The organism is Alkaliphilus pronyensis (genome assembly GCF_009017275.1).
Lineage (GTDB): Bacteria > Bacillota > Clostridia > Peptostreptococcales > Natronincolaceae > Alkaliphilus_C > Alkaliphilus_C pronyensis.
Map to the genome: position 1 here is coordinate 1 of NZ_WBZC01000046.1, position 25,518 is coordinate 25,518.

A 25,518-nucleotide genomic window follows, 5' to 3' on the forward strand; every position below is an offset into this window, starting at 1 on the left:
GAAGAAGATGAAGAAATAGAAGAAGGTCAAGAGGACGAAGAAGAAGATGAAGAAATAGAAGAAGGTCAAGAGGACGAAGAAGAAGATGAAGAAATAGAAGAAGGTCAAGAGGAAGAAGAAGATGAAGAAATAGAAGAAGGTCAAGAGGAAGAAGAAGATGAAGAAATAGAAGAAGGTCAAGAGGAAGAAGAAGATGAAGAAATAGAAGAAGGCCAAGTGGACGAAGAAGAAGATGAAGAAGTAGAAGAAGGCCAAGAGGACGAAGAAGAAGATGAAGAAATAGAAGAAGGAATAGATAACGACTCGTTTTTAAAAGAAGAGGATGAGTTAGAAAAAGAAGAATAGGAAAACTTAGCTTGAAGGGATTGAAACAAATGGAAAATCATTCTCTTGAAATTCAAGATAATAATAAAAACAATAATAAAATGAATAAGTTTAAGATAATAGCTTCAAACATTTTTATAGGTATAATGGGTGTTATTATAATTGGTATGCTAATAATGCTGTTCCAAAGCAAGCAAACACAGGGGCCACCATCAATAGCAGGACATCAAATGTATATAGTACTAAGTGGTAGTATGAGTCCTACCTTTAAAACTGGAAGCATAATATTTGTGAAGGAAGCAAATCCAGAGGATATAAAGGTAAATGATATTATAACCTATACTGGTAATGATGGTGGCTCTGCTACTACCCATAGGGTCGTTGGAATACATAATGAAGGCACCATCCTATTTCAGACAAGGGGTGATGCCAATAATATGGATGATCCATTACCAGTTCCAGCAAAAAATGTTGTTGGTGTTGTAAAATACAGCATACCCTTAGTTGGTTATGTGTTCTCCTTTGCACGAACTAAAGAGGGCTTCTTACTTCTTATGATAGTTCCAGGAGCAATTATAATAGTAACACAGCTATTTAATCTTTTTAAGTATATTAAAGAAGCAAAGGAATCCTAACATAAATATGATAAAGCTGGTGGGAGGTGAATGCTTTGATTAAAAAAATAGTAATGTCTTTCTCGGTGTTTTTGATTTCTATTACATTAATAATAGGTGCTACTACTGCCTACTTTACTGATGGGGCTCCAGTGGAAGATACGAAGTTTACCTTTGGAACAATAGATATAGATGTCTCGAAAAATTCCGAAGAAGATTCTGATTGGTTACCTGTTGATGGAGAAGATTCTAACTCAAAAACAGTTTCCTGGAAATTCAAAAACAATGGAAGTAATGAGGTATTTTTAAGGGCTAAGATAAATCATGAGTGGGTATTAGCAGCAGATAATGAGGTTAGTAGTATAAATGGAGAAACCAACACAAACTGGATATTAATTAGTACTGAATGGGAAGAAAATCAAGGGTGGTATTATTATACAGGTGTTGTAGATCCAAAAGAAGTAATCTATTTAACATTTGAGGTTTCTATTGATACTATTGAAGGCTTCTTGGGGGCAGAGTATAAGATAGATATTGAAGCAGAGGCAATACAAGCCTCTAATAATGCAGCATATTATGAGTGGGGAACTAGTATCTATGGTGTACCAACTCAATAATATATTTTAGGCAAACCTATTGAAAAGTAGGGACGCAAAGCTAATGGGCCTTTCATTTGAGTGGCAGCCTAGCCGCAAATCCTAAAAATGGAGGTGTGTATGTGAAGAATAAAATTATATTTAGTGTACTAACTATTGTTATTGCAGCAGCAATGATAGCTGGAGGAACTATGGCTTGGTTTACTTCAACTGCTGACGCAGGAGAAACCACATTTACAGCTGGTACTGTTAAGATTGAGGCAGATCAAGTAGTTAATATTCCAGAGGAAGAAGTTCACGAATGGACAAATGATAACATATTTCCTAAGTGGGTGGTAGAAGCTCAGCAGGGTCAAAGATATGACGGTGAAGATGTTGTATCTCTACGGTCAGATCCCAATGCAGTGTTATCTTTAGAAAGTGGCAGAAATGAAAAAAATTTCTTTAGTCTAGGCTTTGGTGGTGAAATAGAGGTTGAGTTTAGCCACATTATATTAGCTGGTGAAGAATTCTCAGTTGTTACTGTAGTTGAGGATACATGGGGGAGAAACCATTATCCAGAGGAAAAGGCTGATGTATATGTTAGTAAAAACAGAGAAGATTGGATACTTATTGGTACAGCTACTAATCAACCATCAAGTCAGGGTAATCAGATTACCAGTACCTTTACTCTACCCGAAACAGTAGATTATGCTAAGTTCATTAAGCTGATTGATGTTTCTGAGAGAGAAGATTTTAAAAATGATCAAGATATTTCTGATAATGATAGAAACGCAGCCGATGGCTATGATGTAAATGCCATTTATGTTAAAGGTGGATATAAGGATAAAGACCATAACTGGAATCCTGGTGATACTTCTACAAAAAAGTATAATGTAGAGAATACTGGAACAAAGGATATTCATGTAAGGGCTAAATTAATAGGGAATTGGTATCAGTATAACGAAGAAACTTATCAGTGGGAAGAATTTACACCAGACCACGGAGATAAGGAAATAGATGTAATTACCATTACAGTTTGCGATGATTCCGATTGGTTTTATGATGAGGCAACTGATTATTACTATTATGATGGTTATTTAGGAGGAACATACCAAAGAGAAGATAATGAGGTTTATGAATCTGAGCTATGTGTAGAAATAAAAGTAGATGGTGAAGATACTGACAATCAATATCAAGGAAAAAGATATGTTATTTCAACTGTGTTTGAGGCTATTCAAGCATCAAATAATGCAGCAGCAGAGGACACAACTTGGGGTGTGGACTTTTTCAAAAGATAATGTAGTTTCAAATGAAAAGGCAAACCTATTGAAAAATAGGGACGCAAAGCCATAGGGCCTTTCAGCTTTTGCTGGGTGGTAGCCTGGCCGCCAATTATATAAAAACAAAATAATTGGAGGAATGGAAATGAGAAAAAAAATAATTTTTACTATGATGGCATTAACAATGGCTATCGCAATGGTAGCAGGTGGAACCATGGCTTGGTTTACTGATGAGGCTGACGCGGGGGAGACTACTTTTACAGCTGGTACAGTAATTCTTGAAGCAGACGAAGCTGTGCTTGGCGAAACTGTAACTTGGGATAACTGGAATCCTGGAGACGAAGGGACTGTTGAGTGGGGTTTTATTAATGAAGGTACAAAGGCAATTAACCTTAGAGCAAAACTAGATAAGGGTTGGATTGGGATTCAAAGCTTAGAGGATTTAGAGACATTCAATAGTGTATTAAGAGCAATGGCAAGAATAGGTGTAGAGGGATCAGGAGACTGGGAACTAGGAATTATTCAAGAGGGAAGCCATAGCCCAGCTCAAGGAACTCAGAATCATTTTACATGGCCTAAGGCTACAGCTGTTCCATTTAAGCTAACCTTTGATGGTGAGGTTGTTACATATATAGTAGGTAGTGGAGATGATGCCATTACAATGACATATGCTGTTGACGAAGAAGATTTCAATGATATAGTTATAACCACCAGATCAACCAGTGAAGCATATAGTGTATTAGTTAATAATCTTATGCTTGATGGCATTGAGTTAGGGGCAGAAAACTTTATTGAAGAAAATGGATGGAGCTATTTAATTATTAGAAGAGAAAATCTTGGTGAAGGCTTTGTTCTTACTGGAGAATCAACAATGGATTGGGAAGGAAACAGACCAAGTCGTTCTCATTTAACATATCAAATAGAATTAGGTAATTCAACTGAACCATTATTATCACCTGAAAATGTAGATTGGAATGTAATTGGTAACGATAATTGGATACTTAATTTAGAAGGCTTTGAAACAGGTTATTATTACTATGTAGTAGAAGAAAATGAAGAAAATGTTCTTGGAAGAATAGCAGGTACCTACGGAGATGAGGCAGATGAGGATGAAAGAACAAGAACACTTAGCTTTAATGTTTACTTAAAGGGTGAAGAAACTGGAAATGAGTATCAAGGAGCAAAGTATATATTTAGTCTAAATGCAGAAGCAGTTCAAGCAAGCAACGGTGCTGCTGAAGCAATGTGGGGTTTAGAAGTATCTGATGAAGAGTAATATATAGATAAAAGTTTTTTATTAGAAGCTTCCATATATGTATTAAAAGAGAGGGTGTTACCATGAAACGTAAAATTCTTAAATCCATAGCCAACATTGTATTAACACTTCTTGTCATTATGTGTTTTACCCTTGCTACAAGATTGCAGGACACCTTCGCTCTTGAGGTTATCGGTGGTGAATACGGATTGAGGGTAGAGCTATCTCAAGAAAACGTAGCAACAAACAACTTAAACCCAGGAGATGAAAAGGAATCTTACATGACCGTATCAAACGATGGAGAACACCCTCTACCTGTATATCTAAATAATAGAACTGTACGAGAGATTCAAGGAAAAGGTGGAGGAAACCTAAATGACAAGTTGAAGCTTATAATAACAAATCAGAATGATGAAGTTGTTTATTCAGGTTCAGTTAAAGGATTAGAAACTCCACAGTATATAGGCGAAATACAACCTAACAATAATATTAAGTTAGATTTTAAAGTAGAGCTACCGGATGAAGATACCACAAATGAATATCAAGCAGCATCTATAACAGTAAAATGGATAGTTTCAACAAGCTATACACCACCTAGTGATCCACCAAGACCAAGACCAAGACCAAGACCTAATCCTCCTACAATAATAGAAACTGAAGAAATTGAAGAAATAGAAGAAGAAGATATTCCAGAAGGTGAACCAGAAGTTGAAGAGCCAGAAATTATAGAAGAGGAGCTAGAGGAAGAGGAGATTCCACTTGGAATAGGTACGTTACCTAAGACAGGAGAGCTTACACCTACCTTCTTCTACGGACTAGGAACTCTGCTGCTAATAATAGGCATATTTATTAATAAAAAACCAAAGAGTAAAGCATAATTAAAGGGCTGGAATTTTCCAGCTCTTTTACTATTACCCCTCACCAGTTTAATGATTATACATAAAATATTATCATAAGACTTAAGTATTACATTTAAACTGGAGGGACATTATGGAAATAGATAATTTTCAAGAGAAGGTTAAAGAGGTAATTGAAGGCTTTAAAAATGCACGATTCAAGCATAATGGTAGAAGTCTTGATGAGGGAATCGACTGTCTTGGCTTTATTATATTGTTTTATGAGAAATTTGGAATAAAGCTACCCGATAGTGATGGTGAACCAATAAACTACCGTTGGTATTTAGAAGATCCCGATCGTTATATTAGGGGAATAAAATCATTGGGATGGAAGGCTGTAGACATTAAAGAGCTACAACCCTTAGATTTGGTGTATTTTGCTGTGAAAAGAAATATTATTACCCACTCAGGCATCATGATAAGTGATACTGATTTTATACACATGTCCCCAAGTAGAGGGCTATCAATAGATTCCCTTAAACGTCACTGGAGGAAATTCAGAGGTGCTGTACGTTTAATATAAAGAAAAAATGCTATTAATATTGATAAGCTTTTGAAAGTTAGATATAATTAATATTAAATTTATTTTTTTCTCGTATAATAATGGAAATATGGTCCATAAGTTTCTACCAAGCCACCGTAAATGGCTTGACTACGGGTAGCAGAAATAGAAAAAACAATGTCTTTTGATTTTGTTATTATTACTATTAATGTATATCCCTGTAGAATGTTAACAGGGATTTTATTATGTAAGACATAAAAAACAAAGCATTTTATCCTTCTATTAAAAACCAATAAAATGCTTTAAATCTATGGAGGTGTAGTATGGAACTATTGAAGAAAAAAATACTAGAAGTAGGGCGGGTTGAAGGAGATGGCATTTTAAAAGTAGATAGCTTTTTAAACCATCAGTTGGATGTAGAGCTTTTGAATGAAATAGGTAAGGAATTTTATAGATTATTTAAGGATTATAATATAACAAAAATATTAACTGCAGAGGTGTCAGGAATTGCTATAGCAGCAATAACTGCCCAATACTTTAAAGTTCCAGTAGTTTTTGCAAAAAAGACACAATCAAAAAATCTTGATAAGGATACCTATGAAGGCGAGGTATATTCTTATACAAAGGATATTACCTATAAAATAAGAGTTTCTAAACGTTATTTAGATAAAAAGGACAATATTTTAATAGTAGATGATTTTCTAGCAAACGGACAAGCTTTACTGGGGTTAAAGCAAATAATTGATAGCGCAAATTGTAATCTAAAGGGTGTAGGTATAGTAATAGAAAAGGGATTTCAAAAGGGCGGAAAATTAATAAGAGATAAAGGCATTAATGTAAAATCCTTAGCTATTATTGAAGAAATGAAGGATGGAAACATTATATTTAAATGAAGCCATTCTTTATTTTAATGGCTTTAGATTGTAGACAAACTCTTGATATTTTCAAAACTACGTAAACCCGCTCAGAACCAAACGGGAATGAGCTTAAGATAATCAGGAATTTTCAAAACTCGCTTAAGCTCAAACAGTTGAAAATCCTAATCTGATTATCTTTTCGCTCTTTTTTATTCTAACTTCGCCAATCGTTTACTTAAGTTTTAAAAATCGGGTTTGTTAAAATTATATGCTTTGTCTTCAGTTTGAAGCCATTATTTATCTCAGCGACTTACTAACACTCCCACTTCTTAAGTGGGAGATAAGTGCCGCCAAGCTTCGAAATAAGGGCAACTAGAGTTCAGGTGGAGTTAAAACTCCATCTGAACTAAGTTTTCTTTATTTTAATGGCTTCATTTAATTAAATATATCGACTAGAGCTATTTGAATAGAAAAATATTTGGAGGATTATAAGTAAGAAAAATAAATGCAACAAATAGGAGAAAAATACATAGGTATGATAAATCAATAGTAAACATTCTAGGATGAGAACCAGAAAGAATCTTATAGCTTAAAAACTGACCAAATACTATTGATAAGAGAAATATTACAATATCAATTATAACTACATGATGACCTAGTATTAATCTATAACCATTGTGAAGTAAAATAATTGCTATACATGCTGAAAATATTGCTAAAGTCTTGGCAACTATCATTTTATTAAATGATTTATTAATAAAACAATACTCAAACACTGAAAAAATAATGAAGGGCCCAAACACCATCTTTAAGTGTTCCCATACACTTTCATTAACAGGAAATATGAATCCTAATGCCTTAATATTACCCAACCAATCATAGGCGAAGTGGAATATCGTTCCCAAAACAAAAATAATGAATACTCCTACCAATTCCCAAAAGATTAATTTTGACAACAACATCACATCCTTTGTATTATATGTTTTAGTATCACTTATAAATATAAAAATATAACATTTTATCTCAGCGGTGTTACTAACACTCACTTCTTAAGTGGGAGATAAGTGCCGCCATGCTTCGAAATAAGGGCAACTAGAGTTCAGATGGAGCTAAAACTCCATCTGAACTAAGTATTCTTTGTAACCAGATATGTAAACTTTAAAACAAATAATATATAATATTATATATAACGGTAAATTTAGGCTTTTATAGTCTAAACAAAAAAGTATTATATATTGAAAGGATGTTATTATGATTAAAGTATTAGCTATAGTAGGTAGTCCTAGAAAAGGTATGAACAATGATATTTTACTAGAAAATTTTATAAAGGGTATGAAAGACATAGACACAAATATAGAGGTTGAAAAGATATATGCAGCAGAGGTTAAGGCCCTACCCTGTATTGCCTGTGATGCCTGTACAAAAAAACTAGGGTGTATTTTGAAGGATTCTACAAATGAAATATATGAAAAATACAACAATTCAGATATAATAATAGTTACATCACCATTATATTTTAATAGTGTAAGTGCACAATTAAAGGCCCTAATTGATAGAAATCAAGCTATATGGTCAAGTAAATATGCCTTAAATAATTCCATGATAGATAGAGATAAAAAGAGATTAGGATTTGTGATATGCACAGCAGGTGCTAAAGAGCAACCCTATGGGCTCTCTGCTATAACACCAATAATGGATTTATTTTTTAAATCTATTAATACAGAATATATAGGTAACTACTTCGTTTCAAACTTAGATGAAAAGCCCGTATCTTCCGACGAAAAAATACTTATAGAATGTAGAGAACATGGAAGAAGTCTGATGGAGAAAGCTGAGTTAAGTAAATGATGACCTTTCATGAGGGAGTGGGATACTTTTTAAAGGTAAGGGGGCACCATTATGTCTTCAAAGCTTTTAGAGTTAAAGCAGATAATAAGACTCTTTATAATATTAATAGCAATTATAGGAATGGTGATAGTAGAGAATAATGTAGATTTTATATATGTTATATCATTACTTGTTTTTATGTTAAATTCACAATTACGGGTAAATTATTTATCTAAATTAAATAGCATTAACTTATCAATTTTTATAGATATTCCAATGATAATATTCATCAATTACAATTATATAGGAATTAATTATATTCTAATATTTATAACCCTATTAGACTCATTGACTATGTTAAAAAAATATTATAGCATATTGTTTTTTGCCTTATTTATTTATGTTGCTAATATGAATGATTTATCTTATCAGTTAATATTAATGAATAGCATTATATTCTTCTTGATTTATGTTTTCGCTGGTCAAGTTAGGAAAATGGAAAGTAAGATTCAAGAAATTGAAATGCTATATGATAAAAATAGAAGATATAGCATACAGCTTGAAAATACAAAAAATATCCTTGAGGATTATACTGAAAGGGTTGAAGCAATGTCCCAGTTAGAGGAAAGAAACAGAATATCTGTTGAAATACACGATACTATAGGACATAGATTAACAGCATTACTTATGCAACTTGAAGCTATAATTTTATATAATAGCTCTAATGGAAAAAACATTAATTCAATGCTTGAATCAGCTAGGGATTATTTAAGGGATTGTGTTGACCTTCTTAGAACCACAGTTAAGAACATGAAGCCAATCAAGTATAGAGGAGGAATTCTAACTCTTAAGGACTTTTTAGATAACTTCTCAAAGCAAACAGGGCTTAATACCTCCTTTAATATTGAAGGACAGCCTTATGATCTGCTACCTGGTGATATAACAGCTTTTTATAAAAATCTACAGGAGGCTACTACTAACTCCTTAAGGCATGGAAAAGGGAGTAAGATTAATGTGACTTTGAATTATAATGCTAATGAGGTAGTATTGGAGGTTTCTGATAACGGTAAAGGAGCAACTACTATAAACAAGGGTATGGGTATAAGGGGAATGGAGGAAAGGGCTAATTTATTAGGAGGAAAACTTGAAATTAAGACTTCAAGAAATGGATTTACTGTAATAACTGTTTTGCCAAAAAGAAGGGGGATAAAATGAATATTAAAGTAATGATAGTTGACGATGATGAATTGATTCGTAGTAGCTTAAAATACATATTAGCAACGGATACAGCAATTGAAGTAGTTAACACCAGCAGTAATGGAGATGAAGCATATAATAACCTACAAAATATCGATGTAGATGTAATACTTATGGATATAAGAATGCCAATATGTAATGGTGTAATTGCAACAAAAAAAATTATAAATCAGTATCCTAATAAGAAAATTATAATTCTTACAACCTTTGATGATGATGACTATATATTTGAGGCACTAAAGAATGGTGCTAAGGGCTTTCTACTTAAAAATGTATCACCAGATAAAATTATTGAAGCTATAAAAATTGTTAATCAAGGAAGTTTACTGCTTCATCCAGATGTTACTACAAAGCTTAAGTCAATGCTTCATATGGAAAAATCAACTGATTGGCAAGAATACTCCTTAACTGATTCTGAAGTTAGTATTATGAAGTTAATTTCAGAGGGTTATGCTAATAAAGAGATTGCAGAAAAGATATTTTTAAGTGAAGGTACAGTGAAAAACAAGATATCTGATATTTTAGACAAGTTAAACTTAAGAGATAGAACACAAATTGCTATTTTTTATCTTAAGGGAGGCAAAAAACAGCTTTAAAAACCTAGCATTGAAGCAATACAATGCTAGGTTTTTTATGGATTTATTTAATGACTTTTGTCATTACTTATAATGACCTAAAGTAATAGAGGGAAACCACTTAATATTATAAAATATAAATATAAAGATAAAGATAAATTTATTTAGGAGTGATATAGATGTCGTATATTTCTTTAAACAATGTAATTAAAAGGTACTCAAACAAAATTGCAGTAGATCAAATAAGCCTTTCTATAGATAAAGGAGAGATATTTGGCTTATTAGGTCCAAATGGTGCTGGTAAAAGTACAACTATAAAGATGATGGTGGGTCTTTTAGCCCCTGATAATGGGAGCATTATAATTGATAGTGTTGATGTTAAAAAAAACCCCCTAGTTGTAAAAAGAAAACTAGGTTTAGTTCCACAGGAACTAGCTATTTATAGCAACTTGTCAGCTGAAGACAATATTAGATTTTTTTGTAGTCTTTATGGTTTAAAGGGAAAGGATTTAAAGAATAAAATAGATGAGGCATTAAACATTACTGGGTTAATAGAAAGAAGAAAAGAAAAGCCTAAAAAATTCTCAGGTGGAATGAAGAGAAGATTAAATATTGCCTGTGCAATAGCTCATAAGCCTGACATCATAATTATGGATGAGCCAACAGTTGGGATAGATCCACAATCGAGAAATCATATATTAAGCTCAATTTTAGAGCTAAATAAAAATGGCACCACTATTATTTATACAAGTCACTACATGGAAGAGGTTGAGGCCATATGTAATAGGGTTGGAATTATGGATAATGGAAAGCTAATAGCCTTAGGAGATAAAGAAAGCTTAAAGAAAGAAATATCAAAAGGTGAAAAAATAGTAATAGATGTGGTAGATGAAGATATAGCTTCAATAGATCAATTGAAGAAGCTACCAGGCATCATATCAATTCATACATTAGATAATCAAATAGAGGTAATCTCAAAAAGCCCACAGGAAAGTCTTCAAGATATACTATTTATACTGGCAAATAATCAAGTAAGGATAAAAAATATAGTTTTGTCAGATGTTAATCTAGAAAATGTATTCCTTCAATTGACTGGAAAAAGCTTAAGAGATTAGGAGGCGATTTTAGTTGAATATATTTAGAATAGCAAAGCTTATAATAAAATCTTTTTTTAATAATTTAATAATGCTACCTATATTAATCGGTGTGCCTATTTTTCAGATATTTATTATGGACACATTATATAATAGGTTAGATGAAGAATTTTTCAATAATAGTAGTTCAATAGTAGAGGTAATTATTATTGGTGGTGCTAAATCCATCTCTATGGTACAACAATTTGCTGTATCTATACTGGTAATGTATGTATTGATATCGGGAATAATTGCTGCAACTACAATAATAGCAGAAAAGGAGGAGCGTACGTTAATGAGGGTCTTTACCGCTCCAGTGAAGAAATCCCATTATCTTATAGGGAGCTTAATAGGATATTCATTTTTATTGCTTTTAACCTCCTTTACTATTATATATCTTTCATATTTACTATTTAATATTGATTGGGGAACATCATATTGGGGGCTTTTTTTGGCAACATTTCTTCTAGGCTCTGTATCACTATCTATTGCTTTTGTTTCAGGTGGTTTATTTAAAAGCAGTAAAATTGCATCAGGTATTATGTCCTTTACAATTGTTGTTATGACTTTTTTAAGTGGAGGATTAACTCAAAATGGTGGCTTTGGCTTAGCCAGTAGATTTACTATTAACTGGTGGGGCTATGACATTTATATGAGGGTAATAGAGGGTGGCTCACTTATTGAAAGTGGCTTCTCGATAATAGTTCTTACAGCTATTGCATTAATATTAACCCTGTTTGGAATATATCTGTATGGGAGGAACAATATATATGAATAGTATATTAATTGCCATCAATTTCATAAAGAGAGTATTGAAGGAAAAAAGTACTTTATTGTATTTTCTTGTATTTCCAATATTAGCAGGCATATTAGCCTCTTCCATGACACAGCAAAAGGAAATAGAGGTTGGCGTTTTAAATAAAATTATAGGGGATGGTTTAATTCAAGTACTTCAACAAGATAATCAATATAAAATTATAGAACTACCAGATATTTCAGTCGAAGAAGCAATAAAAAGCAAAGTCGTTCAATTTGCCATAGACATTAAATCACTAGATACTACTAACCCTAATGGTATAAAAATATATGCTTTGAAGGATAGTCAAGATCTACAGACCTTTAAGGGGAAGGTAGAAAACTATATAGTAAATGGTGGTGTAGTAGAAGCAACAGAGGAAGCACAATCCAATACTTTTGGAGAAGGTAGAATCGTTATTGGCTTTTTATCAATGTTTGTTCTAATGTTTATGGCTTCAACAATTGCTTTATTTTTAGAGGATAAAAGAGGTAAAACACTTATGAGAATGTTTTCTGCTCCTTTAAGTGAATATGATATAACTATGGGAACACTTTTAGGCTCTGTAGCAATAGGAACAGTACAAATACTTATGTTTTTACTATTAACCTGTACTATTTTAAATATAAATTATCAAGCCTTTATTGGCAGTATTTTTATTATAATGATATTTTTTCTTATAGCAGCTACAGCCTTAGCCTTAGCCTTAGCATCATTCATTTCTGATATAGAAAAATATAATGCCATAAGTACTTTGGTGGTAGTGCCTACATGTCTAGTGGGGGGGAGTTTTTTCCCTATAGCTTTTATGCCAAAAAAATTGCAAAACATTGCACAGTTTTTACCTCAAAAGTGGTTGATGGAGGCTTATGATAAGCTTGTTATGGGTATAGGTATAGAAGGTATATTTAATGATCTAGCTATACTTGTATTATTTGGTATTGTATTCTTTACCTTTGGTTTAAAAGTATTGAAGCCGTCTGTAGATGAGCTATAAACTTCTAGGAGATGATACTTATGTGTGGAAGATTTTTCTTTGAAGGGGATTTAGATGAAGTCATAAAAAGATTTAATATTGAAATAAATAGGCAACAAAGCTTAAATAGGGGAGAAATTTTCCCATCCTATGACTATCCAGTTATTCATAATAACAATGGTAATAAAATTGATATTTTTAAATGGGGGTTTTCAGTACCCTATATTAAAAGCTTAATAATAAATGCTAGGGGAGAAACTGTTGATAGTAAGCCTATGTTTAAAAATCTTCTAACTGAAAAAAGATGCTTAATACCCGCCAACTGCTATTTTGAATGGTTAAATGAGGGTAATAAAAAGATTAAATTCAAAATTTTCTTAAACAAACATAAGCTATTTTATATGGCAGGTTTGTATGGAAGGTTTTATAAAAATGATGAGGCATATACTGGATTTACTATTATTACTAAGGAGGCAATGCCAGCCATTAAAAAAATTCATCATCGTATGCCGGTCATTCTTACTATGGAAAATACAGACATATGGCTTGACCCTAGCAATAAAGATAGCAATACCTTAAAAGGTCTTTTACTTGAAGAAAGAATAGACGATATAGTTTCTCAAGTAGTTTAAGGTTATTAGTTCTAAAGTTAATTAATTTTGCTTAAAACCATAAACAAATTACAGTTTATAACGTAATTAATAATAGATAACACTTAATAATAATCTATTAAGGTGAAAACAGAAGGGAGGGATATGGTTATGGGGAAAAGACTATATCTATCAAGAGATAAGCAATTAGCAGGTGTATGTGGTGGAATAGCTGAATATATTAATGTTGACCCCACAATTGTAAGATTACTTTGGGTTATATTCACATTAACAGGTGGAGTAGGATTAATAGTATATATTATAGCAGCAATTATTATGTCAGAGAGGCCTAAATCCAATAGTAATAGCATTGATGTTGAATATGAGGAGGTAGATACCACTAATAGCTATAATGATAATGAAGGAGCTAATGAACCCTTAAAAGATGAGAAGTCAAGAAGTGATAACAATAATTTTATAATTGGCTTAGGTTTAATTATTGCTGGTGGAATAATGTTCAGTAGAAATATTTTCGGCTTTCACTGGATAAACCTTAAAGTCTTTTGGCCTGCTGTTTTAATCGCTATAGGCCTTTATGTTTTAGTTAATGGAAGGAAGTGAAGATGATGAACCGAGATAGAATAATTGGGGGAATCATGTTAATATCCATTGGAATCATGTTTCTGTTAATAAATCTAGGGTTTATTAGCTGGTCAGTTTTCAATAGTCTTTTTAAGCTTTGGCCTTTACTGCTGGTGGTAGTAGGCGTAAATACAATCTTCAAAAAGAATACTGTTATATCAGCAACAACTTGGATTCTATTTATTATAGCAATCATAAGCTATGGAGTTTATTATAATTCTAATTATCCTACCAATTCAGCTATATTAGATCATATAACAATTGAAAAACATGATGCAGTTGAAGCAGCGGAGTTAAAGCTGAAGCTGGGTGGGTTAATGTTTAATGTTGGAGGAACTGCTGATAATTTAGTTGAAGCATCAATTGATAACAGATATGTGAGCCATGGTATTCAACACAAAAATAGTCATAAGAGGGCTATTGTAGAGTTTGAATCAAAGTCCAACACAGTTAGCTTTTTTGATGGAGAAACTCCATATTATGTCTTTAAATTAAACAATGAAATCCCCTGGAGCATAGATGCAGATGTAGGAGCTGTTTCAGGTGAAATAGATTTAAGGAAATTAATAATAAGGGATTTACATTTAAAAGTAGGAGCAGGTGATGTAGAGTTAATACTTGGAGATAAAGGACAACTAACAGATATATCTATTAATGGTGGGGCATCTAATTTAGATATTATTGCCAGTAAAGGGTTAGGAATTAAAGCACGAGTAGATGGAGGCTTAAATAAAACTAACTTATCTAATCTAGGTTGGATCAAGTCTAATGGATATTATATCTCACCTGGCTATGAAGAAGCATCAAGTAAAGCAATTATTGATATAGATGCAGGTGTAGCAAATATCAATATAACAAGAAGATAATAAAAAAAAAAAACCATCAATGGTTTCTTTTTTTATAAGCATTATATCAGCTTTTTAGCTATTAGTGGCTAATGGCTTTGATTTTTTATATCTATGATATTGCATAGCTGCTGACGCTATTAATAATACAAATCCAACAAAGTCTATGGTTACGTTTGGATGAATTAAGAGTAAAGCAGCTATAATAAACATTACTCTTTCATAAATCTTAGTAGTAGTTAAAAAATAACCTTGAACTCCACTGGCAAAAGCAACTATTCCTAAACAAGCTGTTGTGATTGCCATAATTGCCTCTACAAATGTTACATCTATTAATAATAGTTTAGGGCTAATTGCAAATATAAAAGGAATTAAGAACCCTGCTGATCCAAGCTTTAATGCATTAAGACCAGTCTTAAAGGAATCTCCTCCTGCTATTCCTGCCCCAGCATAGGCTGCTAATGCAACTGGTGGTGTAACATCAGCGATAACTCCGAAGTATAGAATAAATAGATGGGCTGCAATTAATGGCACCCCCAGCTCTACTAGTGCAGGTGCAGCCATAGTTGCAAGTACAATGTACTTTGCAGTAGTAGGTAAACCCATACCTAAAATTATTGATGCTATCATTGTTAAGAATAAAGTAGGTATAAGCATTCCTCCCGCTAGACTAACAATTAGGTTTGCAAAGGTTAGACCCAGACCAGTAAGGGTTACTATACCAACTATAATTCCAGCACAAGCACATGCTGCTGCAACACTAACTGCCTTTTTAGCTCCATCCTCCAAAGCATATAATAAATCCTTAAAATTAATTCTAGTATGGGATCTTATAAAGCTTACGGCTAAAGCTACTAAAATACTAAAGAAAGCAGCCTTTAAGGGAGAGAATCTAATCAAAAATACTACTACAGATAAAAGGGGAAGTAGAAGATGAAACCCCTTTTTAAATGTACTTTTGAATTCAGGTAATTCTTCCTTAGGTATACCCTCTAAGCCCTGCTTTGAAGCTTGTAGATGAACCATTATGGTAACACCTAAATAGTATAGTAAAGCAGGTACAACTGCACTTATAACAATTCTTATATATGGTATATTAGTGAACTCCGACATGATAAATGCGGCAGCACCCATTACAGGAGGTAATATTTGTCCACCTGTTGAAGCGGCTGCTTCTACTGCACCAGCAAAATCACTTTTATAGCCAACCTTTTTCATTAGTGGAATAGTAAAGGCTCCAGTTGTTACAGTGTTAGCTATAGAGCTACCAGATATTGAACCCATAAATCCACTGGCTAAAACAGCTGCCTTAGCAGGTCCACCTTTTTTGTGTCCAGCTGCAGCAAAGGCTACATCGATGAAGAATTGTCCCACTCCCGTAATTTCTAAGAATGAACCAAAAAGTATAAACATAAAAACAAAAGTAGATGATACTCCTAAGGGGGTACCAAAGATACCTTCTGTTGTCATGTACAGCTGATTTACTATTCTGTCTAAGGCATAGCCTCTATGTCCTAGTACGCCTGGTAAATAGGGACCTAAAAATACATATGCTATAAAAATTATAGCAATTGTGGGAAGTTCTGGACCAATACTTCTACGGGTTACCTCCAACACAAGTAAAATAGCTAAAATACCTAGAAAAATATCTAAATTATTAGGTATTCCACCTCTCTTTACTAGGGCTTCAAAGTTAAAAATAATATAAGTTGTAACTACAATACCTGCTATTGTAAAAATCCAATCATAAATAGGAACTTTTGTCTTATTAGATTTTTTACTGATTGGATACATTAAAAAGCCCAGTACAAATACAAACAATAAATGAAATGCTCTTTGCTTCATAGCTAAAAGAGTACCTGCACCTGCAGTATAAAGATGAAATAAAGACATTACAATTGCTATAATAGTTATAGCCTTAGCCAGAACACCCACAAGCTTACGGGTGTTTGATGAAGTATCAAACTCAGCTAGCTTCTCATCAACATTTATCTTTTCTTCAACGGCATCTTGAATACGTTTTTGCTTATCCTCCAATGCGATTCCTCCCTTCAATAAAGAAAGCCTGCAATCTACTAATTTTAACAGCTTTTATTTTGACTAAGCTACCAACATTTATGAAATCCTTTAAAAATATAAATCTTCCATCTTCTAATTGGACTTTATGGTTTGCAATTGCTCCTACTCTTAGGGGAATGATTGTCAGCTCTTTATTGATTCCTCTATTTATATAAACACCATCTACTAACTGAATGGTGCCATAATTTTCAGTAGGTAATCCAGCTCCAAAGGAACTATACTCAGTTCTAACTAGAAGTAAAGTATTATTCTTTTTCACTTCAAAAACATCCCGTACAGGAGTTTTCATAACCGAGTGGATATAGTCAATGTATAGTTCACTATTTTCTTTAACAATAAAATATTTAGTTGTATTAAAATCACTAAAAATCTTTACAGCAGAATAAACTGGTAAAGTCAAATGAATTATAAAAATAATAAGGGTTAAGAGTAATACAATTAATAGTTGAGGGCATCGATTTAATCGACACCCTTTTCTATTACTTTTATTACTTAGCTTCATTATAGTAGCGTTGAGCCCCAGGGTGAACTTCTAAAGACATTCCATTTAATGCTTTATCAATATTTACATCGCCACCTCTTGCATGGGCAGCAGATAAAGAATCAAGGTTTTCGAATAGAGCTTTGGTAATCTCATAGACTACATCATCTTCAAGGTCTGCTCTAACAGTAAGCATAGCCATAACCGCCACTGCACTTACATCTTCATCTTGGTTTTTATAGGTTCCTGCAGGAATGGTAACCTCAGCATAATATGGATAATCAGAAATTAATTCCTGAGCTTTATTGGATGGAATAGGAACCAAGTTAACATTATGTGTAGTAGATAAGTCTGTTATTGCAGCAGTAGGTGTTCCAGCTGTTACGAATGCTGCTTGAATGTGACCATCCTTAAGGTTGTCTGCAGCCTCTCCAAAGGAAAGATAGTCAGCCTCGATATCGTCATAGGTTAAACCGTATGCAGCTAATATTTGTCTAGCGTTGGCTTCTGTACCACTACCAGGAGCCCCTACTGCAACACGCTTGCCTTTTAAGTCTTCAACTGATTTTATATTTGCTGAACCTGCAGCAACAATTTGAATTGTTTCTGGATAAAGTGTGGCTAATCCCCTTAAGTTAGTCATTGCCTCTTTATCCTGGAACATTTCTATACCGTTAAAGGCGTAATATGAAATATCATTTTGAACCATTGCAAAATCTACATCACCATTGTTAAGTAGATTTACATTTTCAACTGAAGCACCAGTAGATTCAGCATTGGCGGTTACTCCATCAACCTTTTCAGTAATGATGTTCGCAAATGCTCCACCTAGTGGATAATATACTCCAGAAGTACCACCTGTAGCCACTGCAAGTCGCTCTTCTTTAGCTCCACAGCCTACTGTAAAAGTAGCAATCATAAGAATGCAGATTAAAAGAAAAGAAAGTGCTTTAAATTTTCTCATTTTTTTTCCCCCTTAATGTTTTTTATTAAAAGATAGTAAACTATCCTTTAGTTGACATAAAAAATATACATCTATACAGACGAGAAGTATATAAAAATATAAATAAATTTTAAAAATGAAAGTAAGAACAACTAAAATATCATTTACACTATTATATAATAAATTAACAATAAAATAAAGCGTTATGTATAAATGTTGAAAATACAACATCCAAATTAAAAATACAAGTTACAATACTAATATAATTATACTGCTTGCCCACAGAAAACTACAAATTAATACTAAAAGAATTACAATTAACAGAACATTTAAATTATTACAATGCAATTATAGTCTATAAACCCATGTGAAAATATACATTTGCAAGATGTAATATGCAAAGAGTAATATTATTTTGAAAATTTAGAGGACATCAGCAAAAATTGTTGTATAATAAAATTGTATGACAAAGGAGGGAATGGAAATGGAGATCTATAACGGGAAGGCTGCAAGAAAACTCATCAGAGAAAATAAATGGATGGGGCCTACACCTTCCTTAGCACCAGGCTTTACTCAAGCAAATTTAGTAATAGTACCCTATAAATACGCCTTTGACTTTTTTTTATTTTGTCAAAGAAATCCAAAACCATGTCCAGTGTTAGATGTATGTGAGAGAGGGGAATATACACCAATTCTTACTGCTGCCACTGGTGATTTAAGGAAGGACTTACCTAAATATAGAATATACAAAAATGGACTATTAACAGAGGAGGTAAGCAATATAGTAAACCTCTGGAACAATGACTTTGTATCCTTCTTATTGGGCTGTAGCTTTACATTTGAAAATGCCCTAATGACTGCTGGTATTCCTATTAGACACATTGAAGAAAATAAAAATGTACCAATGTATATAACTAATATCAACTGTTTACCTGCTGGTATTTTTAGTGGTAATATGGTTGTCAGCATGAGACCAATACCTAGAAATATGGTTGATAAGGCAAAGGAGATAACGTCTCAATTTCCAAAGGTTCATGGTGCCCCTATTCATGTGGGGAGTCCGGAAGAGATAGGTATTGTAGATATTAATTCACCAGATTATGGAGATAGAGTTACATTTAAAGGGGATGAGGTACCAGTATTTTGGGCTTGTGGAGTAACACCGCAGGTGGCAATAATGAGGGCGAAACTTGAGCTAGTAATTACCCATTCTCCAGGCCATATGTTTATTACTGACCTTAAGGATGAGGAGCTGAAAAAACTATGAAGGATGAATATTTAAAGGAGATAGAGGCAATAGTTGGATTAGATATCGGCAATAGGGGTTTAAGTGAAATGCTTCAGTATGGGGATTTACAATCGGCTGTAGATGAACTGTATAATAGTAAAAGGGTAATAATTATTACAGGCTTTTGTATAAAGGATACAATGACTGGTGAAACCGATGGGCCAATAGGAGCAGTATCCTTAGCCAATTGTTTAATGCAGATAGGAAAAGAGGTGCTTGTAGTAACTGATGAGTATTCTAAAGGCCTTGTGGCAGGCTGCTGTAAAGGGTTAAATATTAACCTAGAGATTGAGGTTGTTCCATTCAATAATACTGATGATTATTGCAGGGGAATAATTAATGGCTTTAATCCAACCCATATAGTTGCAATAGAAAGACCCGGTAGGGCTTCTGATGGAAGATGCTATTCAATGAGGGGTGAGGATATAACTGGTTTTGTACCAAATACCGATACTTTTTTTCATTTAGCCCTAGAGCTTGGCATTACTAGAATTGCAATTGGTGACGGTGGAAATGAGATGGGAATGGGTAAAATTGCAACACAACTAAAGGAAAACATATCAAATGGCCATGATATATGTGCTATTACATCAACTGACTATTTGATAGTTGCTGGTGTTTCCAACTGGGGAGGCCATGGTTTAGGGGCAGGTCTGTCAATAATGTCTGAGGAAATGCTTTTACATGAAGCTACTGAAGAGATAGCTATGCTTAAGGGTATGGTTTCAGCAGGAGGAGTAGATGGCTGTAGTAAAAAAAATGAGATGACAGTAGATGGATTAAGCCTTGAGATAAATCTACATATGTTTGAAAAGATTAGAAATGTTGTTGTAAATGCATTACAAAGAGAAAAAAAGGAGATATGCTAGAATCCTTTGTAACGCTACTAAATTAAGTAAAGGAAGGAGTTGCTACATGCTTTCAGTTGATTTAAATTGTGATATGGGAGAGGGATTTGGTAATTATTCTATTGGAAACGACAGGGATATTATAAATTACGTTTCGTCGGTAAATATAGCATGTGGCTTCCATGCAGGTGACCCTGTTATAATGGATAAAACTGTTAAATTAGCACTGGAAAAGGGTGTAGCCATTGGAGCACATCCAGCCTTTCCTGATCTATTGGGCTTTGGAAGAAGAAATATGATAGTATCATCAGACGAAGCAAAGGCATACGTAATATATCAGGTGGGAGCCCTAAAGGCCTTTGTTGAAGCTAATGGAGGTGAGCTCAACCACGTAAAGCCCCACGGTGCCCTTTATAATATGGCTGCCAGTGACTATAAACTTGCTAGGGCAATAGCAGAGGCTATTTATGATATTGACTCCAGTTTGTCTTTAATTGGATTAGCTAACTCAAAATTAATAGAGGCGGCAGCAGAGGTAGGTATTAAAGGCTTAAATGAAGTTTTTGCTGATCGTGCCCACAGCTGCGATGGTACTTTAGTAAGTAGAAGTATTGCTGGCTCAGTTATCCATGATGTGAATCAGTGCTATAATAGGGTTTTAGGAATGGTTAAAGAAGGCAAGATTAAATCCATGTATGGAAAAGATATAGTAGTTAAAGCCGATACCATTTGTATTCATGGTGATAATGAGATGGCTTTAGAATTTGCCAAAAATATAAATATAAAATTAAAGGAAGAGGGAATCAGTATTAAATCCATAAATAAGGGAAGGAGAGTATGATTTTAGTCTAGGACTATATCATATAAGGAAAAATGAATATTAAAGCTGATTACAAACCATCAGGAGATAATGGGATTCTTATAGTTTTTAGTAACCAAATAAGCGAGGATATAAATATTAAGGTAAGAGGCTTCCAGCAGGCCATTGCAGAAAACCTTAATATGCACAATGAAATTATAGAAGTGATTCCTGCCTACACTTCATTATTGGTAATTTATGATGCCACGAAAATAACCTTTAAAAAAATGGTAGAAAAACTGAGGTGTATAGAAGAAATAGTCCATAGCATTAATCTACCACCCTCTGAAGTTGTACATATTCCAGTTGCCTATGGTGGTGAGTTTGGACCAGACTTAATAAATGTCTCAAATCATAATGGAATCTCAATTGATGAAGTTATAGAATTACATTCATCAGTTGATTATCTTATCTATATGATTGGCTTTACTCCTGGATTTCCTTATCTAGGGGGTATGAAGGAGAAAATCTCTACCCCAAGACTTAAGGTGCCACGTGAAAAAATAGAAGCTGGTTCTGTGGGTATTGCAGGCAATCAAACGGGTATTTATCCTATAGAAAGCCCAGGCGGATGGCAAATAATTGGAAGAACGCCATTGAAATTATTTAATCCTGAAGAGGAGCCATATGTTTTATTAAAGGCTGGACAATATATAAGATTTGAAGCCATTGATAAAAACACCTTTGTAAACATGCAAAATGAAGTAAATGAGGGAACTTATAAGGTCAAGTACAGTTTGAAGGGAAGTGTATAATATGTCTTCAATAAGAATACTCAGGGCTGGCCTTCTTACCACAATTCAAGATTTAGGAAGAGTAGGATTTCAGCAATATGGAATTCCTGTTTCGGGGGCAATGGACAAGTACTCCCTCAAATTAGCAAATATACTGGTGGGTAATGATAGAGGTGAAGGTGCATTAGAAATAACTATGCTGGGTCCAGAAATACTATTTAACTGCGGAACAACAATAGCAATTACTGGAGGAAATCTAACTCCTACCATCAATGATGTTGACATAGATATGTATCGTACCTATGTAGTAAAACCTGGAGATAAATTAAAGTTTAAGGGTCTTAAAAATGGCTGTAGAGGGTATATGGCTGTTTCAGGTGGCTTTAGTATAAAGCCAGTTATGGGAAGTAAATCAACATATATGAGGGGGCAATTTGGAGGCTTTAAAGGAAGGAAATTAAAAGAAGAGGATTTTATCCCTCTTAAAAAGCCTGGTATATTACTAGAGGATAGAAAAATTAAACTTAATTATATTAAAAATTATAATAATAGAGTAGTTCGAGTAATATTAGGAACAGAGTTACATATGTTTAAAAAGGATACTATTGATGTCTTTTTAAGTGAGGAGTATCAACTGACTAATCAATGCGATAGAATGGGCTATAGGCTTGAGGGACCTGGACTAAAGCATGTAAGTGGTTCGGATGTTATTTCTGGGGGAATAAACCTAGGAGCAATTCAAGTTCCAGGAGATGGTAAGCCAATAATTATGATGGCTGATAGACAGTCAACAGGTGGCTATGCTAAAATTGCCAATGTTATTTCAACTGATATTTCTTTACTTGCTCAAATGAAGCCTGGTGATAAAATTAGGTTTCAGAGGATAGCAGTAGAAGAAGCACAGCAGCTACTGATTGATGAAGAGAAAATGTTGGATGATGTAGAAAAAAAATTTTCAAGCCTAAAGGAGAAAATAATGGAAAAAAACACCACTAGGGTATATAATATACGTGTTAAAGGTATAGAATATAGAGTGGTTGTAGAGGAGGAAAAAGTGAAAAGTTAAGAGTTAAAAGTTAAAAGTTAAAAGTTAAAAGTGAAAAGTGAAAAGTGAAAAGTTGAAAGACAAACATAAAATTAAAAATGGAAAACTGAAAATGGAAAATTGAAAATGGAAAATGAAAAATTGAAATTGAAAACAAGAAGAGATAGTTGAAAATTAAAAGACGATAAAAATAGAAAATGTTTTTGGGGGAAGGGGGTAATTGAAATTGACATTGTAATGGCTATATTATTTTTTGGAGCTGCTTTAATTTTTGATGGTATTAATAAACTACTATCAAGTAACCCATTTAGTGAGTCCAGAACCGTTAATGTATTATGTTCTATAGTAGCATTTTATTTATTTTTAAACCAAACATTCATGAAAAATATTTTTAATGAATTTAATGTATTCTCTATCTTATCTTTATTAGCTATAGCCCTCATATTACTTAATATGTATGGTTTTTATAAAATTTTATCTACAAAAAAAATAAGTGTTCCTGGAATACAAAAAAGCTACATAGTAGAATTTATTGAATCGGCTTTAAAGGGCTACAGAATAGAATATAATAAGGTTGAGGAGTTTTCTGATGTAAAATATATTCTACATAATTCAAAGTCATTAATATCTGTTAATAGTTCGTTTGTTGGCAGTAACATTAATGTAACATTTAAGAAAACACATGCCATTCCATATTTTGATGAAATAACCTACGATTTAGTTGAGTTTATAAATGAAAAAAATAAAGGAAGACCAATGTATAAAGAAGTACTAACTATTTTAGGTGGATTTGTAACTATTATTGCTGGAGCTTATATATATTATAGACTTTACATTTGATTTAAGTATAAATAAGAAAGGGAGGATATAACATGTTAGTAATTACTACCTCTGAGGTGCCTGGCAAAGAAGTTGCCGAGGTGTTGGGTCTAGTGAAGGGAAGTACAATTAGAGCTAAGCATATAGGAAAAGACATTATGGCGGGCTTAAGACATATAGTGGGTGGTGAACTTAAGGAGTATACACAAATGCTTGTAGAAGCTAGAGAGACTGCAATAGACATGATGACTAAAGAAGCTACAGAATTAGGAGCAGATGCCATAATAAATGTTAGATTTTCAACATCTGCTGTTATGCAAGGGGCTGCCGAAATACTAGCTTATGGTACAGCAGTTAAGCTTATAAAGAAAACTTAGTTCAGATGGAGTTTTAACTTCACTGCGGTAATGAATAACAAGTAAAAGCAAATAAGTTCTCCGGCTATTAAGGCGAACTTATTTGCTTTTTATTGGTTACAATTTGTATTTTTACTCCATCGGGATCATGCAGTAAAACACCATCATTACCATTATTAGAGAAGGATTTAAAGGTGTAATTGTATTCCAAAAGATGCTTATTAAGTGAGTTTAATGATTGTAGGTTATCTATTTCTAGGGAGAATGAAATTAATCCAACACTATTAGTTGGTGGTGCTATAGCATCTTTACTGCTCCAAGTATTTAAAGCTATATGATGATGATAAGAGCCTGCGGCTAAAAAAATTGCACCAGGCGAACTACGCCATGTAACATTAAAGCCTATTACATGCTGATAAAAATCTGCTGTCTTTTTTAGGTTAGAGACCTGTAAATGTATGTGACCAATATCGGTTTGAGGATCAATATCCTTCCAAGTGATGCTATTATTGCTTGATAGTTCATCTAAGAGACTCCGTGGATTCAAAGAAGTAGTAGACATGTGAAGGTTATTTATCCAATTCTTTTTAGGACTATCTGCATATATTTCTACTCCATTATCATCAGGATCTGTTAAGTAAATTGATTCAGAAACTGTATGATTAGATAATCCACACAAATGCCAATTAGAATCAAGTAATCGTTTTAGTATAGTAGCCAGTTCAATTCGATTAGGCACCCTTATGCCTATATGATATAATCCAGTTGTCCTATAGGGTCTTTCAGTTGAATTATCGATAACAGACATAATAATTTGACAAGGGTAATGGCCTGTTGCTGATAAATATACTATATTGCTGTTAATTTCAATGATTTTAAAGCCTAGTAATTTACTATAAAATCTGAGGGATGATTCCAAGTTTGAAACTTGAAGATGCACATTAGATATTCTCGTTGATTCAGGTACCTTGAAGCTCATATTAAGCACTCCCCACTTTATATTACTTTTTAAGTATTTACCCACAAAAGCAGACTTCAATCTATGGAAAAAACAGCATACTAGACATGACAATATAGGGTTTAATATTTTTTAATAAATGCTATACTAAATGTAATGAG

General features: G+C 33.3%; 29 protein-coding genes and 3 riboswitches. Of the genes, 24 read left to right on the forward strand and 5 right to left on the reverse strand.

Going from position 1 to position 25,518, the window contains the following annotated elements:
* The 8 genes from F8154_RS15155 to F8154_RS11360 form a co-directional block, all read left to right on the forward strand.
* Positions 1 to 345 (forward strand): hypothetical protein (locus tag F8154_RS15155; protein WP_192930268.1); only part of this gene is annotated, 345 nt, incomplete at its 5' end.
* Positions 346 to 374: 29 nt separating this feature from the next.
* Positions 375 to 959 carry a signal peptidase I gene (locus tag F8154_RS11330; RefSeq protein WP_151861735.1) on the forward strand — a complete coding sequence of 195 codons (585 nt, stop codon included), beginning with the start codon at positions 375 to 377 and terminating at the stop codon, positions 957 to 959.
* 35 nt (positions 960 to 994) lie between these two features.
* On the forward strand, positions 995 to 1,555 hold the full coding sequence (locus F8154_RS11335) for a hypothetical protein (protein WP_151861736.1): 561 nt from the start codon (positions 995 to 997) through the stop codon (positions 1,553 to 1,555).
* A riboswitch (cyclic di-GMP riboswitch) is annotated at positions 1,555 to 1,635 on the forward strand. It overlaps the preceding gene by 1 nt.
* Before the next feature lie 21 nt (positions 1,636 to 1,656).
* Positions 1,657 to 2,814: a SipW-dependent-type signal peptide-containing protein gene (locus F8154_RS11340; protein WP_192930269.1), complete on the forward strand. Its 1,158-nt coding sequence runs from the start codon at positions 1,657 to 1,659 to the stop codon at positions 2,812 to 2,814.
* Between the two features lie 8 nt (positions 2,815 to 2,822).
* Positions 2,823 to 2,909: riboswitch (cyclic di-GMP riboswitch) on the forward strand.
* Between the two features lie 32 nt (positions 2,910 to 2,941).
* Positions 2,942 to 4,072 (forward strand): TasA family protein, encoded by a 1,131-nt coding sequence (locus tag F8154_RS11345; protein WP_192930270.1) that lies wholly within the window; start codon positions 2,942 to 2,944, stop codon positions 4,070 to 4,072.
* A gap of 62 nt (positions 4,073 to 4,134) precedes the next feature.
* Positions 4,135 to 4,929, forward strand: a complete 795-nt coding sequence (locus F8154_RS11350) for an LPXTG cell wall anchor domain-containing protein (RefSeq protein WP_151861739.1) — start codon at positions 4,135 to 4,137, stop codon at positions 4,927 to 4,929.
* 112 nt (positions 4,930 to 5,041) lie between these two features.
* Complete coding sequence (locus F8154_RS11355; protein ID WP_151861740.1) at positions 5,042 to 5,470, forward strand: C40 family peptidase; 429 nt, start codon at positions 5,042 to 5,044, stop codon at positions 5,468 to 5,470.
* A 50-nt stretch (positions 5,471 to 5,520) separates the two neighbouring features.
* Positions 5,521 to 5,622: riboswitch (purine riboswitch) on the forward strand.
* A 150-nt stretch (positions 5,623 to 5,772) separates the two neighbouring features.
* Positions 5,773 to 6,342 (forward strand): xanthine phosphoribosyltransferase, encoded by a 570-nt coding sequence (locus tag F8154_RS11360; RefSeq protein ID WP_151861741.1) that lies wholly within the window; start codon positions 5,773 to 5,775, stop codon positions 6,340 to 6,342.
* A gap of 422 nt (positions 6,343 to 6,764) precedes the next feature.
* Here the strand turns inward: F8154_RS11360 and F8154_RS11365 are convergent, their stop codons facing one another.
* Complete coding sequence (locus F8154_RS11365; protein WP_151861742.1) at positions 6,765 to 7,262, reverse strand: DUF6512 family protein; 498 nt, start codon at positions 7,260 to 7,262, stop codon at positions 6,765 to 6,767.
* Positions 7,263 to 7,557: 295 nt separating this feature from the next.
* On the opposite strand from F8154_RS11365, the gene F8154_RS11370 reads away from it, so the two are divergent.
* The 9 genes from F8154_RS11370 to F8154_RS11410 all read left to right on the forward strand — a co-directional run bounded on the left by F8154_RS11370 (position 7,558) and on the right by F8154_RS11410 (position 14,968).
* Positions 7,558 to 8,154 (forward strand): flavodoxin family protein, encoded by a 597-nt coding sequence (locus F8154_RS11370; protein WP_151861743.1) that lies wholly within the window; start codon positions 7,558 to 7,560, stop codon positions 8,152 to 8,154.
* A 51-nt stretch (positions 8,155 to 8,205) separates the two neighbouring features.
* The gene (locus F8154_RS11375) at positions 8,206 to 9,348 is read left to right on the forward strand and encodes a sensor histidine kinase (RefSeq protein ID WP_151861744.1); all 1,143 of its coding nucleotides are present in this window, start codon (positions 8,206 to 8,208) and stop codon (positions 9,346 to 9,348) included.
* Positions 9,345 to 9,986, forward strand: a complete 642-nt coding sequence (locus F8154_RS11380; protein WP_151861745.1) for a response regulator transcription factor — start codon at positions 9,345 to 9,347, stop codon at positions 9,984 to 9,986. The genes F8154_RS11375 and F8154_RS11380 overlap by 4 nt, the downstream gene beginning before the upstream one ends.
* A gap of 158 nt (positions 9,987 to 10,144) precedes the next feature.
* A complete protein-coding gene (locus tag F8154_RS11385; RefSeq protein ID WP_151861746.1) occupies positions 10,145 to 11,080 on the forward strand; it encodes an ABC transporter ATP-binding protein in 936 nt (311 codons plus the stop codon).
* A 13-nt stretch (positions 11,081 to 11,093) separates the two neighbouring features.
* Entirely contained in the window at positions 11,094 to 11,876 is a 783-nt protein-coding gene (locus F8154_RS11390) for an ABC transporter permease (RefSeq protein WP_151861747.1), read from the forward strand.
* The gene (locus F8154_RS11395; RefSeq protein WP_192930271.1) at positions 11,869 to 12,891 is read left to right on the forward strand and encodes an ABC transporter permease; all 1,023 of its coding nucleotides are present in this window, start codon (positions 11,869 to 11,871) and stop codon (positions 12,889 to 12,891) included. The genes F8154_RS11390 and F8154_RS11395 overlap by 8 nt, the downstream gene beginning before the upstream one ends.
* A 20-nt stretch (positions 12,892 to 12,911) precedes the next feature.
* Positions 12,912 to 13,502 (forward strand): SOS response-associated peptidase, encoded by a 591-nt coding sequence (locus F8154_RS11400; RefSeq protein ID WP_192930272.1) that lies wholly within the window; start codon positions 12,912 to 12,914, stop codon positions 13,500 to 13,502.
* Positions 13,503 to 13,631: 129 nt separating this feature from the next.
* On the forward strand, positions 13,632 to 14,081 hold the full coding sequence (locus tag F8154_RS11405; protein ID WP_207706879.1) for a PspC domain-containing protein: 450 nt from the start codon (positions 13,632 to 13,634) through the stop codon (positions 14,079 to 14,081).
* Between the two features lie 2 nt (positions 14,082 to 14,083).
* Positions 14,084 to 14,968 (forward strand): LiaI-LiaF-like domain-containing protein, encoded by an 885-nt coding sequence (locus F8154_RS11410; RefSeq protein ID WP_151861751.1) that lies wholly within the window; start codon positions 14,084 to 14,086, stop codon positions 14,966 to 14,968.
* A 54-nt stretch (positions 14,969 to 15,022) separates the two neighbouring features.
* Here F8154_RS11410 and F8154_RS11415 read toward each other — a convergent pair whose 3' ends face one another.
* Genes F8154_RS11415 through F8154_RS11425 form a run of 3 tightly spaced genes read right to left on the reverse strand, consistent with a single transcriptional unit; the run spans position 15,023 to position 18,471 of the window.
* Entirely contained in the window at positions 15,023 to 16,984 is a 1,962-nt protein-coding gene (locus F8154_RS11415) for a TRAP transporter permease (protein WP_151861752.1), read from the reverse strand.
* Positions 16,974 to 17,528, reverse strand: coding sequence for a DUF1850 domain-containing protein (locus F8154_RS11420; protein WP_151861753.1), 555 nt, complete (start codon positions 17,526 to 17,528; stop codon positions 16,974 to 16,976). Before F8154_RS11420 ends, F8154_RS11415 begins: the two co-directional genes overlap by 11 nt.
* Complete coding sequence (locus F8154_RS11425; protein WP_151861754.1) at positions 17,515 to 18,471, reverse strand: TAXI family TRAP transporter solute-binding subunit; 957 nt, start codon at positions 18,469 to 18,471, stop codon at positions 17,515 to 17,517. The genes F8154_RS11420 and F8154_RS11425 overlap by 14 nt, the downstream gene beginning before the upstream one ends.
* A gap of 463 nt (positions 18,472 to 18,934) precedes the next feature.
* Here F8154_RS11425 and F8154_RS11430 point away from each other — a divergent pair, with 463 nt between their 5' ends.
* From F8154_RS11430 to F8154_RS11460, 7 genes are all read left to right on the forward strand, one after another.
* Positions 18,935 to 19,717, forward strand: a complete 783-nt coding sequence (locus F8154_RS11430; protein WP_151861755.1) for a putative hydro-lyase — start codon at positions 18,935 to 18,937, stop codon at positions 19,715 to 19,717.
* Positions 19,714 to 20,607, forward strand: a complete 894-nt coding sequence (locus F8154_RS11435; protein WP_151861756.1) for a DUF4392 domain-containing protein — start codon at positions 19,714 to 19,716, stop codon at positions 20,605 to 20,607. Before F8154_RS11430 ends, F8154_RS11435 begins: the two co-directional genes overlap by 4 nt.
* Before the next feature lie 46 nt (positions 20,608 to 20,653).
* Positions 20,654 to 21,427 (forward strand): LamB/YcsF family protein, encoded by a 774-nt coding sequence (locus F8154_RS11440; RefSeq protein WP_151861757.1) that lies wholly within the window; start codon positions 20,654 to 20,656, stop codon positions 21,425 to 21,427.
* A 32-nt stretch (positions 21,428 to 21,459) separates the two neighbouring features.
* Positions 21,460 to 22,200: a 5-oxoprolinase subunit PxpB gene (gene pxpB / locus F8154_RS11445; RefSeq protein ID WP_151861758.1), complete on the forward strand. Its 741-nt coding sequence runs from the start codon at positions 21,460 to 21,462 to the stop codon at positions 22,198 to 22,200.
* Position 22,201: 1 nt separating this feature from the next.
* A complete protein-coding gene (locus tag F8154_RS11450; RefSeq protein WP_151861759.1) occupies positions 22,202 to 23,245 on the forward strand; it encodes a 5-oxoprolinase subunit C family protein in 1,044 nt (347 codons plus the stop codon).
* Between the two features lie 216 nt (positions 23,246 to 23,461).
* Positions 23,462 to 24,064 carry a hypothetical protein gene (locus F8154_RS11455; RefSeq protein ID WP_151861760.1) on the forward strand — a complete coding sequence of 201 codons (603 nt, stop codon included), beginning with the start codon at positions 23,462 to 23,464 and terminating at the stop codon, positions 24,062 to 24,064.
* Between the two features lie 32 nt (positions 24,065 to 24,096).
* Positions 24,097 to 24,420 carry a YbjQ family protein gene (locus F8154_RS11460; RefSeq protein ID WP_151861761.1) on the forward strand — a complete coding sequence of 108 codons (324 nt, stop codon included), beginning with the start codon at positions 24,097 to 24,099 and terminating at the stop codon, positions 24,418 to 24,420.
* A gap of 67 nt (positions 24,421 to 24,487) precedes the next feature.
* Here F8154_RS11460 and F8154_RS11465 read toward each other — a convergent pair whose 3' ends face one another.
* Positions 24,488 to 25,378 (reverse strand): VOC family protein, encoded by an 891-nt coding sequence (locus F8154_RS11465; protein ID WP_151861762.1) that lies wholly within the window; start codon positions 25,376 to 25,378, stop codon positions 24,488 to 24,490.
* Between the last annotated feature and the right edge of the window lie 140 nt (positions 25,379 to 25,518).

Excerpts from the sequence above, each read along its gene's own strand:
- F8154_RS11330 (WP_151861735.1), top strand. The coding sequence starts at position 375 with ATGGAAAATCATTCTCTTGAAATTCAAGATAATAATAAAAACAATAAT.
- F8154_RS11345 (WP_192930270.1), top strand. The coding sequence starts at position 2,942 with ATGAGAAAAAAAATAATTTTTACTATGATGGCATTAACAATGGCTATC.
- F8154_RS11350 (WP_151861739.1), top strand. The coding sequence starts at position 4,135 with ATGAAACGTAAAATTCTTAAATCCATAGCCAACATTGTATTAACACTT.
- F8154_RS11355 (WP_151861740.1), top strand. The coding sequence starts at position 5,042 with ATGGAAATAGATAATTTTCAAGAGAAGGTTAAAGAGGTAATTGAAGGC.
- F8154_RS11360 (WP_151861741.1), top strand. The coding sequence starts at position 5,773 with ATGGAACTATTGAAGAAAAAAATACTAGAAGTAGGGCGGGTTGAAGGA.
- F8154_RS11370 (WP_151861743.1), top strand. The coding sequence starts at position 7,558 with ATGATTAAAGTATTAGCTATAGTAGGTAGTCCTAGAAAAGGTATGAAC.
- F8154_RS11375 (WP_151861744.1), top strand. The coding sequence starts at position 8,206 with ATGTCTTCAAAGCTTTTAGAGTTAAAGCAGATAATAAGACTCTTTATA.
- F8154_RS11380 (WP_151861745.1), top strand. The coding sequence starts at position 9,345 with ATGAATATTAAAGTAATGATAGTTGACGATGATGAATTGATTCGTAGT.
- F8154_RS11385 (WP_151861746.1), top strand. The coding sequence starts at position 10,145 with ATGTCGTATATTTCTTTAAACAATGTAATTAAAAGGTACTCAAACAAA.
- F8154_RS11395 (WP_192930271.1), top strand. The coding sequence starts at position 11,869 with ATGAATAGTATATTAATTGCCATCAATTTCATAAAGAGAGTATTGAAG.
- F8154_RS11400 (WP_192930272.1), top strand. The coding sequence starts at position 12,912 with ATGTGTGGAAGATTTTTCTTTGAAGGGGATTTAGATGAAGTCATAAAA.
- F8154_RS11405 (WP_207706879.1), top strand. The coding sequence starts at position 13,632 with ATGGGGAAAAGACTATATCTATCAAGAGATAAGCAATTAGCAGGTGTA.
- F8154_RS11410 (WP_151861751.1), top strand. The coding sequence starts at position 14,084 with ATGATGAACCGAGATAGAATAATTGGGGGAATCATGTTAATATCCATT.
- F8154_RS11420 (WP_151861753.1), bottom strand. The coding sequence starts at position 17,528 with ATGAAGCTAAGTAATAAAAGTAATAGAAAAGGGTGTCGATTAAATCGA.
- F8154_RS11425 (WP_151861754.1), bottom strand. The coding sequence starts at position 18,471 with ATGAGAAAATTTAAAGCACTTTCTTTTCTTTTAATCTGCATTCTTATG.
- F8154_RS11430 (WP_151861755.1), top strand. The coding sequence starts at position 18,935 with ATGGAGATCTATAACGGGAAGGCTGCAAGAAAACTCATCAGAGAAAAT.
- F8154_RS11435 (WP_151861756.1), top strand. The coding sequence starts at position 19,714 with ATGAAGGATGAATATTTAAAGGAGATAGAGGCAATAGTTGGATTAGAT.
- F8154_RS11440 (WP_151861757.1), top strand. The coding sequence starts at position 20,654 with ATGCTTTCAGTTGATTTAAATTGTGATATGGGAGAGGGATTTGGTAAT.
- pxpB (WP_151861758.1), top strand. The coding sequence starts at position 21,460 with ATGAATATTAAAGCTGATTACAAACCATCAGGAGATAATGGGATTCTT.
- F8154_RS11450 (WP_151861759.1), top strand. The coding sequence starts at position 22,202 with ATGTCTTCAATAAGAATACTCAGGGCTGGCCTTCTTACCACAATTCAA.
- F8154_RS11455 (WP_151861760.1), top strand. The coding sequence starts at position 23,462 with ATGGCTATATTATTTTTTGGAGCTGCTTTAATTTTTGATGGTATTAAT.
- F8154_RS11460 (WP_151861761.1), top strand. The coding sequence starts at position 24,097 with ATGTTAGTAATTACTACCTCTGAGGTGCCTGGCAAAGAAGTTGCCGAG.
- F8154_RS11465 (WP_151861762.1), bottom strand. The coding sequence starts at position 25,378 with ATGAGCTTCAAGGTACCTGAATCAACGAGAATATCTAATGTGCATCTT.